Origin of the sequence: Pseudomonas sp. JAI115 (genome assembly GCF_014200835.1) — a bacterium.
GTDB lineage: Bacteria > Pseudomonadota > Gammaproteobacteria > Pseudomonadales > Pseudomonadaceae > Aquipseudomonas > Aquipseudomonas putida_A.
The window spans coordinates 521,658-535,388 of the sequence record NZ_JACHCY010000002.1 but is presented as its reverse complement, the minus strand read 5'-3'; the positions used below and the strand labels follow the sequence as shown (position 1 = coordinate 535,388).

Below are 13,731 nucleotides of genomic sequence, written 5' to 3'. Positions count from 1 at the left end.
ATGACTGTTACCGTCAATACCGTCTCCGCCGAAGGTTTTCGTCACACCGTACAGATCGATGACCACGAATTGTTTGCCGACGTGCCGAAGTCTGCCGGCGGCGAGGGCTCGGCCCCCGAGCCACACGACTACTTCGACGCCGCGCTCGGTGCCTGCAAGGCACTGACCCTGAAGATGTACGCAAAGAAGAAAGACATCCCGCTGACCGGCGTGGGTGTCGAGGTCAAACGCGACAACAGCGAAGAGCAAAAAGGCAAATACGCCCTGCACGTGACGCTTACCCTCAAGGGCGTCCTCACCGATGCCCAGCGTGAAGAACTGCTGCGCGTCGCCGATCGCTGCCCGATCCACAAACTGATGACCACCACCGACGTCAGCATCGAAACCCACGCCCCACAAGGCTTCGACAGCCAGTAATCACCCTCTTGCCAGCGGCGGGTTATGCTTCTGGCATCACCCGCTCAGCCTGGAATGCACCATGGATACGCAACCACTGATCATCCGCCCGCGCGCCGAAGACGTCGAAGGCCAGCCGATCCTGCGCCCGCTGCCGTCAGCCAAATGCCGTAGCGTCGGGCCTTTCGTGTTTTTCGACCACATGCTCGAAACGGTTTATCCGACGGGCAAAGGCATGAACATCCGACAGCATCCGCACATTGGTCTGTCGACCCTGACCTACCTCTTCGAAGGGCAGATCCAGCACAAGGACAGCCTTGGCTCCGATCAAGTGGTCAGCGCCGGCGATGTCAGCTGGATGACCGCCGGCAGTGCGATTGCCCATGTCGAGCGCACGCCCGAGCCGTTGTGGGCGCAAAGCTTCACGATGCACGGTTTGCAGATCTGGCTGGCCTCGCCCAAGGATCACGAGCAAGGTCCGGGACATTACAGCCATCACCCGGCGGCAACCTTGCCGGTCAGCGATAACCTTGGTGTGCAGATTCGGATGATCGCCGGGTCAGGCTTTTGCCTGGAATCGCCGGTGCCGGTGCTTTCTCCTACGCTGTACGCAGAAGTGAAGATGCAGACCGCGACCACTTTGCTGATCCCGACCGAGCACGAAGAACGCGCGATTTATGTGCTGAGTGGCGATGCGCAGTTGAATGGCGAGCCCCTCGAACCCCATGCGCTGGCGGTGTTGCCGGCCGGGGAACAGATGAGCCTGTTCGCCGAGAGTGAAGTGCACGCGGTGGTGTTTGGCGGCGCGCCGCTGGACGGGCCACGGCGGATCAACTGGAACTTCGTCGCGAGCGATCCGGCGGCGATTGATGAGGCGCGGCGCAAGTGGGCGGCCGGGGATTGGCCGACGGTGCCGGGGGAAGTTGAGCGGATCGAACTGCCCTGAGTGTTGTATCGCTAGAGGGTAAGCCTTCGCGAGCAAGCCCGCTCCCACAAGGGGAATTGTGGTGTGTATGAGTTCTGAGTACACATCACAATCCCCCCTGTGGGAGCGGGCTTGCTCGCGAAGAGGCCAGTAAAGGCGCCGAAAAATCAGCCTTTGAACACTTCATCCAGCAAATCATGCATCGACTTGAACGCACGCTTGGCGGTCTTCGCGTCGTACATCATCTTGCCCGGCACATTGGCGTGCGGATCGGTGAACGAATGCACCGCACCGCCGTAGCTGAGCAACTGCCAATCGACCTTCGCTGCGTTCATTTCATCCTCAAACGCTGGCAACTGCTCTTTCGGCACCAACGGGTCTGAAGCACCGTGCAGCACCAGCACCGAGCCTTTGATGTTCTGCGCATCAGCCGGGTTCGGCGAATCCAGCGTGCCGTGGAACGACACCGCCGCCTTCACCGGTGCACCGGTGCGCGCCAGATCCAGTGCGCAGCAACCGCCGAAGCAGAAACCGAACACCGCCAGTTTCGAGGTATCGACCGCTGCCTCGCCCTGCTTCTGCAATTGTTCGAACGCCGCCTGCATACGCTTGCGCAGCAGTGCCCGATCGTTCTTCAGCGGCATCATCGCCGCGCCGGCCTCGTCAGCGTTCTGCGGACGTACTGCCTGGCCATACACGTCAGCAATCAACACCACGTAGCCCTTGGCCGCAACCGACTTGGCGATCTCTTCAGCACCGGCGCTGACGCCCATCCAGTTCGGCGCCATCAGCAGGCCCGGGCGCGCGCCCTTGTGCTCGGCGTCGAACGCCAGACGACCTTCATAGGGCTGGCCATCCAGCTGATAGACCACGGAACGTACAGTAACTTGGCTCATTTCTGACTCCTGATTAGTTAAACACCAGAATGAAAAAACCCGCCGAAGCGGGTTTTTCTACATCGTGATTAGGCTGACAGCTCAACCAGCAGCTTGTTCAGACGGGTCACGTACGCGGCCGGGTCTTTCAAGCTTTCGCCAGCCGCCAGAGCGGCCTGATCGAAGAGGATGTGCGACAGGTCGCCAAAACGCCCTTCGTTCTGCTCGCCGTCGAGTTTCTCGATCAGCGGGTGGCTCGGGTTGAATTCGAAAATCGGCTTCGACTCCGGCACTTTCTGCCCGCTGGCTTCGAGGATCTGGCGCATTTGCAGGCCCAGGTCCTGTTCGCCGATCGCCAGAATGGCCGGCGAGTCGGTCAGACGATGGGAAACCCGGACTTCCGCCACGGAATCGCCCAGCGCGGTTTTCAGACGCTCGACCAGACCTTCTTTGGACTTGGCGACTTCTTCTGCAGCTTTCTTGTCCTCTTCCGAGTCCAGGTTGCCCAGATCAAGGTCACCGCGTGCCACGTCGACAAAGGTCTTGCCGTCGAATTCGCTGAGGTAGCTCATCAGCCACTCGTCGATACGGTCGGTCAGCAGCAGCACTTCGATGCCTTTCTTGCGGAAGACTTCCAGGTGCGGGCTGTTCTTGACCTGCGCGTAGGTTTCGCCGGTGAGGTAGTAGATCTTGTCCTGACCTTCCTTGGCGCGCGCCAGGTAGTCAGCCAGACCGACAACTTGCTCGCCGTCGTCGCCTCGGGTCGATGCGAAACGCAGCAGACCGGCAATTTTCTCTTTGTTGGCGAAATCTTCTGCCGGGCCTTCTTTCATGACCTGACCGAAGTTTTTCCAGAAGCCCTTGTATTGCTCAGGCTCGTTCTTCGCCAGTTTTTCCAGCATGTCCAGCACGCGCTTGGTCAGCGCCGACTTCATCGAGTCGATGATCGGGTCTTTCTGCAGGATTTCCCGCGACACGTTCAGCGACAGGTCGTTGGAATCGACCACGCCCTTGATGAAGCGCAGGTACAGCGGCAGGAACGACTCGGCCTGATCCATCACGAACACGCGCTGCACGTACAGCTTCAAGCCTTTCGGCGCTTCACGCTGGTACAGGTCGAACGGCGCGCGGGCCGGCACGTACAGCAGCGAGCTGTATTCGAGCTTGCCTTCGACCTTGTTGTGGCTCCAGGCCAGCGGGTTTTCGAAGTCGTGAGCGATGTGCTTGTAGAACTCCTGATATTCCTCGTCCTTCACTTCAGTGCGCGGACGGGTCCACAGGGCGCTGGCGCGGTTGACGGTTTCCCATTCAACGGCAGGCTGCTCTTCGCCTTCAGCGGCAGTGACTTCTTTCGGCAGCTCGATCGGCAGCGCGATATGGTCGGAGTATTTCTTGATGATGTTGCGCAGACGCCAGCCGTCGGCGAACTCGTCTTCAGCGGACTTCAGGTGCAGGACGATACGAGTGCCGCGCTCTGGCTTGTCGATGGTGGCGACTTCGAACTCGCCCTCGCCTTTCGACGACCAGTGCACGCCTTCGCTGGCAGGGGTGCCGGCGCGACGGGAATACACATCAACCTGGTCGGCAACGATGAACGCCGAATAGAAGCCGACACCGAATTGGCCGATCAGGTGCGAATCTTTCTTCTGATCGCCCGAGAGATTCTTCATGAAATCGGCGGTGCCCGACTTGGCGATGGTCCCCAGGTGGGTGATCACATCGTCACGGTTCATGCCGATACCGTTGTCTTCGAGGGTGACGGTCTTGGCGTCCTTGTCGAAGCTCACACGGATTTTCAGTTCAGCGCCACCTTCGAGCAACTCAGGCTTGGCCAGGGCTTCGAAGCGCAGCTTGTCGACAGCGTCAGAGGCGTTCGAGATCAATTCGCGAAGGAAGATTTCCTTGTTGGAATACAGCGAATGGATCATGAGGTGCAGCAGCTGCTTTACCTCGGTCTGGAAGCCCAGGGTTTCCTTTTGAGTTTCCACACTCATGGTCATCAAACTCCAATCAGATGGCAGTGGCCGCGATCCAGAGGGGTCGGCGGCGGGTTGTTCACTGAGTTGGGGGCAGCGTTCAGGATTTCAAGGGCTCATCAATTTTGAAATGTGCACGGGCGGTGGCAATCGGTTCGCTCTCGGTGCTTTGCCAGGCCGTGATGGCGACGTTGGCCACGCGCCGCCCCTGGCGACAGACCTGACATTTGGCCCAAGTATCGCGAAACTGCCCGGCGCGCAGATAATCCAGAGAAAAGTCGATGATCTTCGGCACCCCGGGCGAACCGGTGAAGATCAGCAAATGTAACGCGGCTGCCAGCTCCATGAACCCGGCAATCACCCCGCCATGGATCGCCGGCAATAAAGGGTTACCAATGTTGTCCTTGTTCGCCGGCAGCTTGAACAGCAATTCATCGCCGACCCGGGAACATTCGACGCCGATCAGCCCGGCGTAAGGAATTATCCGCAACAACGGCGCGTAATCGCCCTGAGCGTGAGCCTGCAGCAGCTGTTGCTTCCAGTCATCGCTCATCGATTCTCTCCTTTGACCTTGCCGCCAAATCCCTGGGTGCCTTTCAGGTTTTTGCCCATGCGCATGAAAGTGCCGACGACATGGGCGATCGGCTGATTCGGGTCATCCTGATAAGCAAAGCCGCGAGCGAAGATCACATCGGTGGTGACCCGGTAACACTGGGCAAAGCCATAGACGTCCTTGTTCGGCTCGGCGGCGTGCATGTAGTCGATACGCAGGTCCAGGGTCGGGCAGACTTCGAACTCCGCCAGCACGCACAACGTGGACATGCCGCACGCGGTGTCCATCAGCGAGGTAATGGCGCCGCCGTGGATGACCCCGGTCTGTGGATTGCCGACGATTTGCGCGTTGTACGGCAACCTCACCGTCAGCCCTTCGCTGCTGGCGCTGTGTACCGTCAAACCGAGCACCTGACAATGGCGCAGGGCCGAAAGAAATCGTGTCGCGCGCTCAAAAACGGGGTTTTCAGCCATTTGATAATTACTCTCGTTAGAGCCTTTTGCCAGTAGTAGGAAATGCCGCAAAAGTTCCACTAAAAAACAAACTTATATATCTGAACGAAATGAGGAACTTAACCTTTGGGCCAGTGCTCTTAAGGCCAGTAGTTATTTTCCATAAGGAGAAACACCCCATGCGTAAGACTTTAGCTATTGCCTTGATGTTGACCGCTTCCCTCGGTCTCGCTGCCTGCGATAAAAAATCCGAGGACAAAGCTCAAGATGCAAACCAACATGCTGAGCAAGCTCAGCAAGACATGAACAAAGCTCAGGATAAAGTGAACGACGCAGCAAAAGAAAACGCCGAAGCTGCCAAAGCTCAGGCCGAATCGAATCAAGCTGCTCAGGAAGAAGCTGCCAAGAAGCAATAATTGCGACTTGATGCAGAAAAAGAAAACCCGCCAAGTGCGGGTTTTCTTTTGCCTGTGATTTTTTGTCAGTCTTGGCTTAGAGGCTTTCTTAGAGCAATACGGTTCTAAAAGTCGGACTAATCATCAGCAACAAACTGCAGATCAGGCCGACCAGCCACACCAGGCTGCGCAGGGATGGTTTATCCGCCAGGTACAACCACACGTAAAGAATTCGCGCGATCACAAAGATGATTGCCAGGGCATCTATCAACCAGCCTTGGGTTTGCGTGGTGTGCGCCATCAGCACACCCACGGCGAACAGGATGAACGCTTCGATGCAGTTCTGGTGTGCCGCCAGCGCCCGCGCGCCATAGCCAGTGAGTTGCGCCTGCTGTTGGCGCGGTAGATGGTTGTTGTAGCCACCCTGCTCTTTCATGGCCTTGCCCACCGGCATGCGCGCGATGTAAATCAACAGTGCACTGATAAACACACACCAGAACGGAATACTCATCAAGCAGCCTCTTTATTGGTTTCGGGCAATGGTGCCTCTGTAGGGGTATAGACCATCACATCCAGCACGTCGGAATGAAACTCGCGGCGGTACAACACGATGACCACCCCGGCACTCATCAACATGAACAGCCACGGGCTGACAAACCACGCCAGCATGCTCATGCCGAAGTAATAAGAACGCAGACCGAAGTTGAACTGGTTCGCCGCCATCGAAATCACTCGCGCCGCCCGCAGTGCGAACGCCTTGCGCTCCTGCTCCGAGACCTGACGCTCACCGATCATCGGCGCGGAACCGACCAGCACCGCAGCAAAGTTGTACTGACGCATGCACCAGCTGAACGTGAAGAACGCATAGACGAACACCAGCGCCAGACAGAGCAACTTGATCTCCGACATGCCCTGCGATGCCTGCTGCACCATCGGGATATCCGCCAGCAACGACACGGCGCGCTCGGATGCACCGAGCACGGTGAGAATGCCGGCGAGGATGATCAGGGTGCTGGAGGCGAAGAACGAGGCGTTGCGCTCAAGATTGCCGATCACGCTGGCGTCGGCGATACGGTTGTCACGCAGCAGCATGCGGCGCATCCAGTCTTCGCGATACAGGTGCAGCACGCTGGCCAGACACGCGGTGTCGCGGGCCTTCCACGACGCATAACGGGTGTAGCCGCCCCAGCAGATGACAAACCAGAGCGCGGCCAGCAGGTGGATCAGATTGGCTTGGATGAACGACATGCAATTCCCTGTGGAGTATGGATGCTACCTGTGGGAGCGAGCCTGCTCGCTCCCACATTAAGACCTCGGCAGTGCTTCGACGTTAGCTCGCGGAAAAAGACACTGCCAGACGCCCATAAAAAATGCCCCGTATCGATTGATACGGGGCATTTCTGTTTAAGCGCTGAAGACCCGTTTGTGGCGGGTCAGACAACGTCAGGCAACGGCTTCGCTGCGCTTGCCCAGCAGGCGATCACAGACCACGGCGACCACCAGGGTCATCACGCATGGCACCAGCCACGCCAGACCCTGCTCGCTCAGCGGCAGGTGCGACAGCTGCGACGGCATCCAGTCAGCCAGACCGGCGCCCTTGAGCGCGTCGATGGTGCCGAACAGGAAAGATACTAGCATGACCGGGCCGAGGATCCGCCCGTGTTCATGCCAGAAGTCCTTGCAGAAGCTCAGAGCCACCAGAACGATGCACGGCGGGTAGATCGCCGTCAGCACCGGGATCGAGAACGCGATCAGCTTGGTCAGGCCCAGGTTGGACACCAGCAGCGAGAACGCGGCCAGGATGATCACCAGGGTCTTGTAGGACAGTGGCAGCACGCGGCTGAAGTATTCAGCGCAGGCGCAGGTCAGACCGACCGCCGTCACCAGGCACGCCAGCGAGATCAGCACCGCGAGGAAACCGCTGCCCAGCGAACCGAAGGTGTGTTGCACGTAAGCATGCAGCACCGCCGCACCGTTGGTGGCACCGACCGCGACTTCGTGGCTGCCGGAGCCGAGGCGGAACAGGCTGATGTACACCAGCGCCAGACCGACACCGGCGATGAGGCCGGCAATGATCGCGTAACGGGTGATCAGCGCAGGCGACTCGACGCCACGGGAGCGGATCGCGTTGACGATGACGATGCCGAACACCAGCGCGCCGAGGGTATCCATGGTCAGGTAACCATTGATGAAGCCCTGGGAGAACGGTGCCGCGACGTATTCCGGCGTGGCCTGACCGATATCCCCGGCCGGCAGGGCGAACGCGGCGATGCCGAGTACCGCCAGGGCGATGATTTTCAGCGGCGCGAGGAAACGCCCAACGGTATCGAGCAGACGGCCCGGATACAGCGAGATGAAGAACACCAGCAGGAAGTACACCGAGCTGTAGAGGAACAGCGCCAGAGGGCTTTCGCCGGTCAGCGGCGCCAGACCCACTTCGAACGACACGGTCGCGGTCCGCGGGGTGGCGAACAGCGGGCCGACCGCCAGGTAGCATGCCGCGGCGAGCACACCACCGGCGATCTTGCCGATCGGGCTGCTCAGCGCATCCATCGCACCACCGACCTTGGCCAGGGCGACGACGGTGACCACCGGCAGACCGACGGCCGTGATCAGAAAGCCCAGCGCCGCCATCCAGACATTAGGTCCGGACTGCAGGCCGACGATAGGCGGGAAAATGATGTTGCCGGCCCCGACGAACAGGGCAAATGTCATAAAGCCCAGTGCCAGGATGTCCTGACCTTTCAAAACTTTCATTAAGGAAATACCACACTACTGAATCGGAATTTAGAGGGGGATTTCCCTGTGGGGTTAGGGAAATGCTGTCAGTCCGTATAAGACTGACCCGTTTAGCGCGTTGCATGCCTTGTGGGCGGCAGACGCAAAAATGGCTGCTAGCCTAACGAATTTGTCTGACAAACGCACTGTTTGAGGGCGAACTATCCGATACACGACGTGTCTGTGTCGCGTTTACGCATTTAAATTTCATAAAAAAAGCAAAGATCAAAAGATCGCAGCCTTCGGCAGCTCCTACACAGGATCATCTGTAGGAGCTGCCGAAGGCTGCGATCTTTTGATCTTCAGAAACAACAAAGGCCACCCGAAGGTGGCCTTTGTCTGGTGAAGCGTCAGTCAAGCACGAGGCTTACTTGACCGCCCAACCGGTCAGCTCGGCCAGGGCCTTGCCGATGTCTGCCAGCGAACGCACGGTTTTTACGCCTGCGTCTTGCAGCGCAGCGAATTTCTCGTCTGCAGTGCCTTTGCCGCCAGAGATGATTGCGCCAGCATGGCCCATGCGCTTGCCCGGAGGAGCAGTCACACCAGCGATGTAGGAAACAACCGGCTTGGTCACGTGTGCCTTGATGTAGGCAGCCGCTTCTTCTTCAGCCGAACCGCCGATCTCGCCGATCATCACGATCGCTTCGGTCTTCGGGTCTTCCTGGAACAGCTTCAGGATGTCGATGAAGTTCGAACCCGGGATCGGGTCACCACCGATGCCGACGCAAGTCGACTGACCGAAACCGGCGTCAGTAGTCTGCTTCACAGCTTCGTAGGTCAGGGTGCCGGAACGCGAAACGATACCGACCTTGCCTGGCAAGTGAATGTGACCTGGCATGATGCCGATCTTGCATTCGCCTGGGGTGATCACGCCTGGGCAGTTAGGGCCGATCAGGGTAACACCCAGCTCGTCGCACTTAACTTTCGCGTCCAGCATGTCCAGGGTAGGAATGCCTTCGGTGATGCAGACGATCAGCTTGATGCCGCCGAACGCTGCTTCCAGGATCGAGTCCTTGCAGAAAGGAGCCGGAACGTAGATCACGCTGGCGGTAGCGCCAGTGGCAGCAACTGCGTCTTTGACGGTATTGAACACTGGCAGACCCAGGTGCTCGGTGCCGCCTTTGCCCGGAGTTACACCACCAACCATCTTGGTGCCGTATTCGATGGCTTGCTGGGTGTGGAAACTACCTTGCGAGCCGGTAATACCCTGGCAGATAACTTTGGTGTCTTTATTGATCAGGACGCTCATTATTTGCCCTCCGCAGCTTTGACAACTTGTTGAGCAGCGTCGGTCAGGCTGGTAGCAGCGATGATGTTCAAACCGCTTTCTGCCAGTACTTTAGCGCCCAGCTCAGCGTTGTTGCCTTCAAGGCGAACAACAACCGGGATTTTCACGCCGACTTCTTTCACTGCACCGATGATGCCTTCGGCAATCATGTCGCAACGAACGATGCCGCCGAAGATGTTAACCAGTACTGCAGCGACGTTGGTGTCGGACAGAATGATTTTGAATGCTTCGGTCACGCGCTCTTTGGTAGCACCACCACCTACGTCGAGGAAGTTGGCTGGCTTGCCGCCGTGCAGGTTGACGATGTCCATGGTACCCATGGCCAGGCCGGCACCGTTGACCATGCAGCCGATGTTGCCTTCCAGGGCTACGTAGTTCAGTTCGAACTTGGCAGCGTGCGCTTCGCGCGGATCGTCTTGCGACGGATCGTGGAAAGTCTTCAGCTTAGGCTGACGGTACATGGCGTTGGCGTCGATGTTGATCTTGGCGTCCAGGCAGTGCAGATCGCCGTCAGCCTTGATCACCAGCGGGTTCACTTCCAGCAGGGCCAGATCGTGATCCTGGAACAGTTTGGCCAGACCAACGAAGATCTTGGCGAACTGGGCAACTTGCTTGCCTTCCAGACCCAGTTGGAACGCCAGCTCGCGACCCTGGAATGGCTGAGCGCCAACCAGTGGATCGATAGTGGCCTTCAGAATTTTTTCTGGAGTGTCGTGAGCGATTTTCTCGATGTCCACGCCACCTTCGGTGGAAGCCATGAACACGATGCGACGGCTCGAACGGTCAACGACAGCGCCCAGGTACAGCTCTTTAGCGATATCAGTGCACGATTCAACCAGGATCTTGGTGACTGGCTGACCATTGGCGTCAGTCTGGTAAGTCACCAGACGCTTGCCCAGCCACTGCTGTGCGAAGGCCTTGGCGTCTTCTTTGTTGCGAACCAGCTTGACGCCGCCCGCTTTACCGCGACCACCGGCGTGGACCTGGGCTTTGACAACCCACTCGCTGCCGCCGATTTTGTCGCAAGCTTCTGCTGCTGCTTCCGGGGTGTCTACTGCGTAACCAGTGGAAACTGGCAGGCCGTATTCAGCGAACAGCTGCTTACCCTGATACTCGTGAAGATTCATGCTTTTTACCGTCTTCGTTAGGTACTGCGCATTCGGCGCTGCGCTCTTGATGAGTGCCGCGCCACCTGTGACTGCTGCTTGCGTAGCCTTTCCGGATACCCGGTGCAGCTACGCAAGACTGCGTCCAGCGGACATTCCGCGGTGAGACTTGCTCGCAAGGCTCACGACGGGCCGTTACCGCCGTGGTTTCTTATTGTGTGTCTTAACGCTTCTTGCGGTTGGCAATGTGGATGGCGCCGCCATTCACAGCCAGAGCAGCTTCGTGCAAGGCTTCAGACAGGGTCGGATGGGAGAAAACCATCATGCCCAGGTCTTCAGCGCTGGTACCGAATTCCATACCGATCGCGCCCTGCTGAACCAGTTCTGCAGCGCTCGGGCCAATCACGTGCACGCCCAATACGCGGTCAGTCTTGGCATCAGCGATGACCTTGACGAAACCACCGGTATCGTTGGCGGCCATGGCACGGCCGGAAGCGGCGAACGGGAAGGTGCCGACGTTAACTTCAACGCCTTCGGCTTTCAAGGCCTGCTCGGTTTTGCCAACCCACGCGATTTCCGGGTGAGTATAAATAACCGAAGGGATCAGGTCATAGTTCATCTGGGCTTTGTGGCCCTTGATGCGCTCGACAACCATGATGCCCTCTTCCGAGGCCTTGTGCGCCAGCATCATGCCGCGAACCACGTCACCGATGGCGTAAACGCCCGGTACGGTGGTGGCGCAGTGATCGTCAACGTGCACGAAACCGCGCTCGTCCAGGGTCACGCCGCTGTCGGCAGCCAGCAGATCAGTGGTCACCGGACGGCGACCAACGGCTACGATCAGCTTGTCGAAAGTGATGGACTGTTCGCCGTTGGCATCGGTGTAGTTAACCACGACTTCGTCGCCGTTCACTTTCGAACCGGTTACGCGAGCACCCAGCTTGATGTCCAGACCTTGCTTGGTCAGGGTTTTCAGCGCTTCCTTGGAAACAGCGGTGTCCGCTGCCATCAGGAAGGTGTCCAGTGCTTCGAGGACAACCACTTCGGAACCCAGACGCGACCACACCGAACCCAGTTCCAGACCGATCACGCCAGCGCCGATCACGCCCAGACGCTTAGGTACGGATTGGAATTCCAGAGCACCAGTCGAATCGACGATGACTTTCTGATCGACCGGAGCCGGTGGAATGTCGATCGGACGCGAACCTGGTGCCAGGATGACGTTTTCGGCTTCGATGACTTCAACCGAACCGTCCGGCTTGGTGACTTCGACTTTCTTGCCAGCCAGCAGCTTGCCGTGGCCCTGGATCGAGGTAACGCCGTTAGCCTTGAACAGGGTGGCAACGCCGCCAGTCAGGTTCTTGACGATGCCAGCCTTGCGGCCAACCATCGCAGCGACGTCCATTTTGACTTCGCCGGTCGAGATACCGTGAACGTTGAAGCTCTCTTTGGCTTCCTTGTACTTCCAGGAGCTGTCCAGCAGCGCCTTGGACGGAATGCAGCCGACGTTCAGGCAAGTACCGCCGAGGGCCTGTTTGCCTTCAGCGTCGGTGTACTTCTCGATGCAGGCAGTGGTGAGACCCAGCTGCGCGGCCTTGATGGCAGCTACATAGCCGCCAGGGCCGGCACCGATCACTACTACGTCAAATTTCTGCGACATTCAAAAAATCCTCTTTAGCGAAAAGCTTCAAGCCGCGCGCTGCGGGCCGTACCGCCGTTGCCGACGGTACGGCCCGCAGCGCATGGCTGCTTCTATCAGATATCCAGCAACAGACGAGCCGGATCTTCCAGCAGGTTCTTGATGGTCACCAGGAAGGTTACAGCTTCTTTGCCATCGATCAGACGGTGATCGTAGGACAGTGCCAGGTACATCATCGGACGGATCACGACCTGACCGTTGATGGCCATAGGACGCTGGATGATGTTGTGCATGCCCAGAATCGCTGCCTGCGGCGGGTTGACGATCGGGGTCGACATCATCGAACCGAAGGTACCACCGTTGGTGATGGTGAAGGTACCGCCGGTCATCTCTTCCATCGACAGTTTGCCGTCACGGGCTTTCTTGCCGAACGTGGCGATGCCGCCTTCGATTTCAGCCAGGCTCATCAGCTCGGCGTTACGCAGAACCGGAACGACCAGACCACGGTCGCTGGAAACCGCAACACCGATGTCGGCGTAGCCGTGGTAAACGATGTCCGCACCGTCGATCGAAGCGTTGACCGCCGGGAAGCGTTTCAGCGCTTCGGTGGCAGCCTTGACGAAGAACGACATGAAGCCCAGGCGTACGCCGTTGTGGGACTTCTCGAACAGGTCCTTGTACTTCGAACGCAGAGCCATGACTTCGGTCATGTCGACTTCGTTGAAAGTGGTCAGCATTGCCATGTTCGACTGGGCTTCAACCAGACGCTCGGCAACCTTGGCACGCAGACGGGTCATCGGTACGCGCTTCTCAACGCGGTCACCGGCAGCGAATACCGGAGCAGCAGCGGCTGGAGCAGCGGCTTTTGCAGGAGCAGCAGCCGGAGCGGCTTTCTTCGCGGCTACAGCAGCCACCACGTCTTCCTTGGTCACACGACCGCCTTTGCCGGTACCGGCAACGGAAGCGATGTTGATGCCGTTTTCTTCAGCCAGCTTGCGCGCAGCCGGAGCAGCAACAGGATCGTCTTCGCCTTCGGCAGCCGCCGGGGCAGCGGCAGCAGCGGCCGGAGCAGCAGCGGCGGCTGGAGCAGCGGCAGCAGCGCCGCCCGCTTCGATGGAGCCCAGGACTTCGTCGGACAGAACGGTGTCGCCTTCGTTTTTGACGATTGCGCCCAGCACGCCGTCGGCGGTCGCCAGCACTTCCAGTACGACTTTGTCGGTTTCGATGTCGACGATCAGGTCGTCACGCTTGACGGCGTCGCCCGGTTTTTTGTGCCAGGTGGCAACGGTGCCATCGGCAACCGATTCCGGGAAAGTGGGGGCTTTGATCTCGATAGCCATTATCTGTG

Annotated in this window: 14 protein-coding genes; 3 read left to right on the top strand and 11 right to left on the bottom strand. The window is 58.7% G+C overall.

The genetic code is table 11. From position 1 onward, the window contains the following. The gene (locus tag HDC30_RS07545; protein WP_027614046.1) at positions 1 to 417 is read left to right on the top strand and encodes an OsmC family protein; all 417 of its coding nucleotides are present in this window, start codon (positions 1 to 3) and stop codon (positions 415 to 417) included. A gap of 61 nt (positions 418 to 478) precedes the next feature. Beyond that, entirely contained in the window at positions 479 to 1,342 is an 864-nt protein-coding gene (locus HDC30_RS07540; protein ID WP_183781998.1) for a pirin family protein, read from the top strand. A gap of 146 nt (positions 1,343 to 1,488) precedes the next feature. On the opposite strand, the gene HDC30_RS07535 is transcribed toward HDC30_RS07540, so the two are convergent. The 4 genes from HDC30_RS07535 to HDC30_RS07520 all read right to left on the bottom strand — a co-directional run bounded on the left by HDC30_RS07535 (position 1,489) and on the right by HDC30_RS07520 (position 5,198). Next, the gene (locus tag HDC30_RS07535; RefSeq protein ID WP_183781995.1) at positions 1,489 to 2,217 is read right to left on the bottom strand and encodes a dienelactone hydrolase family protein; all 729 of its coding nucleotides are present in this window, start codon (positions 2,215 to 2,217) and stop codon (positions 1,489 to 1,491) included. A 68-nt stretch (positions 2,218 to 2,285) separates the two neighbouring features. Next, a complete protein-coding gene (gene htpG, locus HDC30_RS07530; RefSeq protein ID WP_183781992.1) occupies positions 2,286 to 4,190 on the bottom strand; it encodes a molecular chaperone HtpG in 1,905 nt (634 codons plus the stop codon). A gap of 82 nt (positions 4,191 to 4,272) precedes the next feature. Beyond that, positions 4,273 to 4,725 (bottom strand): PaaI family thioesterase, encoded by a 453-nt coding sequence (locus tag HDC30_RS07525; protein WP_027614042.1) that lies wholly within the window; start codon positions 4,723 to 4,725, stop codon positions 4,273 to 4,275. Next, positions 4,722 to 5,198 (bottom strand): PaaI family thioesterase, encoded by a 477-nt coding sequence (locus HDC30_RS07520; RefSeq protein WP_027614041.1) that lies wholly within the window; start codon positions 5,196 to 5,198, stop codon positions 4,722 to 4,724. The genes HDC30_RS07525 and HDC30_RS07520 overlap by 4 nt, the downstream gene beginning before the upstream one ends. Before the next feature lie 158 nt (positions 5,199 to 5,356). On the opposite strand from HDC30_RS07520, the gene HDC30_RS07515 reads away from it, so the two are divergent. Then, entirely contained in the window at positions 5,357 to 5,593 is a 237-nt protein-coding gene (locus HDC30_RS07515; RefSeq protein WP_007962865.1) for a hypothetical protein, read from the top strand. 88 nt (positions 5,594 to 5,681) lie between these two features. On the opposite strand, the gene HDC30_RS07510 is transcribed toward HDC30_RS07515, so the two are convergent. From HDC30_RS07510 to odhB, 7 genes are all read right to left on the bottom strand, one after another. Further along, positions 5,682 to 6,083: an MAPEG family protein gene (locus HDC30_RS07510; RefSeq protein WP_007962864.1), complete on the bottom strand. Its 402-nt coding sequence runs from the start codon at positions 6,081 to 6,083 to the stop codon at positions 5,682 to 5,684. Then, positions 6,083 to 6,820: a DUF599 domain-containing protein gene (locus HDC30_RS07505; RefSeq protein ID WP_027614039.1), complete on the bottom strand. Its 738-nt coding sequence runs from the start codon at positions 6,818 to 6,820 to the stop codon at positions 6,083 to 6,085. Before HDC30_RS07505 ends, HDC30_RS07510 begins: the two co-directional genes overlap by 1 nt. A gap of 195 nt (positions 6,821 to 7,015) precedes the next feature. Beyond that, complete coding sequence (gene brnQ, locus HDC30_RS07500; protein ID WP_027614038.1) at positions 7,016 to 8,329, bottom strand: branched-chain amino acid transport system II carrier protein; 1,314 nt, start codon at positions 8,327 to 8,329, stop codon at positions 7,016 to 7,018. 388 nt (positions 8,330 to 8,717) lie between these two features. Then, the gene (gene sucD / locus HDC30_RS07495; RefSeq protein WP_003223019.1) at positions 8,718 to 9,599 is read right to left on the bottom strand and encodes a succinate--CoA ligase subunit alpha; all 882 of its coding nucleotides are present in this window, start codon (positions 9,597 to 9,599) and stop codon (positions 8,718 to 8,720) included. Continuing rightward, on the bottom strand, positions 9,599 to 10,765 hold the full coding sequence (gene sucC, locus HDC30_RS07490) for an ADP-forming succinate--CoA ligase subunit beta (protein ID WP_003223015.1): 1,167 nt from the start codon (positions 10,763 to 10,765) through the stop codon (positions 9,599 to 9,601). The genes sucD and sucC overlap by 1 nt, the downstream gene beginning before the upstream one ends. 202 nt (positions 10,766 to 10,967) lie before the next feature. Beyond that, a complete protein-coding gene (lpdA, locus tag HDC30_RS07485) occupies positions 10,968 to 12,404 on the bottom strand; it encodes a dihydrolipoyl dehydrogenase (protein WP_007962860.1) in 1,437 nt (478 codons plus the stop codon). 95 nt (positions 12,405 to 12,499) lie between these two features. Continuing rightward, complete coding sequence (gene odhB / locus HDC30_RS07480; protein WP_003223011.1) at positions 12,500 to 13,723, bottom strand: 2-oxoglutarate dehydrogenase complex dihydrolipoyllysine-residue succinyltransferase; 1,224 nt, start codon at positions 13,721 to 13,723, stop codon at positions 12,500 to 12,502. Positions 13,724 to 13,731: the final 8 nt, after the last annotated feature.

Coding starts and splice junctions, on each gene's coding strand:
- HDC30_RS07510 (WP_007962864.1), bottom strand. CDS start 6,083: ATGAGTATTCCGTTCTGGTGTGTGTTTATCAGTGCACTGTTGATTTAC.
- HDC30_RS07525 (WP_027614042.1), bottom strand. CDS start 4,725: ATGAGCGATGACTGGAAGCAACAGCTGCTGCAGGCTCACGCTCAGGGC.
- htpG (WP_183781992.1), bottom strand. CDS start 4,190: ATGAGTGTGGAAACTCAAAAGGAAACCCTGGGCTTCCAGACCGAGGTA.
- HDC30_RS07545 (WP_027614046.1), top strand. CDS start 1: ATGACTGTTACCGTCAATACCGTCTCCGCCGAAGGTTTTCGTCACACC.
- lpdA (WP_007962860.1), bottom strand. CDS start 12,404: ATGTCGCAGAAATTTGACGTAGTAGTGATCGGTGCCGGCCCTGGCGGC.
- HDC30_RS07535 (WP_183781995.1), bottom strand. CDS start 2,217: ATGAGCCAAGTTACTGTACGTTCCGTGGTCTATCAGCTGGATGGCCAG.
- HDC30_RS07515 (WP_007962865.1), top strand. CDS start 5,357: ATGCGTAAGACTTTAGCTATTGCCTTGATGTTGACCGCTTCCCTCGGT.
- HDC30_RS07505 (WP_027614039.1), bottom strand. CDS start 6,820: ATGTCGTTCATCCAAGCCAATCTGATCCACCTGCTGGCCGCGCTCTGG.
- brnQ (WP_027614038.1), bottom strand. CDS start 8,329: ATGAAAGTTTTGAAAGGTCAGGACATCCTGGCACTGGGCTTTATGACA.
- odhB (WP_003223011.1), bottom strand. CDS start 13,723: ATGGCTATCGAGATCAAAGCCCCCACTTTCCCGGAATCGGTTGCCGAT.
- sucC (WP_003223015.1), bottom strand. CDS start 10,765: ATGAATCTTCACGAGTATCAGGGTAAGCAGCTGTTCGCTGAATACGGC.
- HDC30_RS07520 (WP_027614041.1), bottom strand. CDS start 5,198: ATGGCTGAAAACCCCGTTTTTGAGCGCGCGACACGATTTCTTTCGGCC.
- HDC30_RS07540 (WP_183781998.1), top strand. CDS start 479: ATGGATACGCAACCACTGATCATCCGCCCGCGCGCCGAAGACGTCGAA.
- sucD (WP_003223019.1), bottom strand. CDS start 9,599: ATGAGCGTCCTGATCAATAAAGACACCAAAGTTATCTGCCAGGGTATT.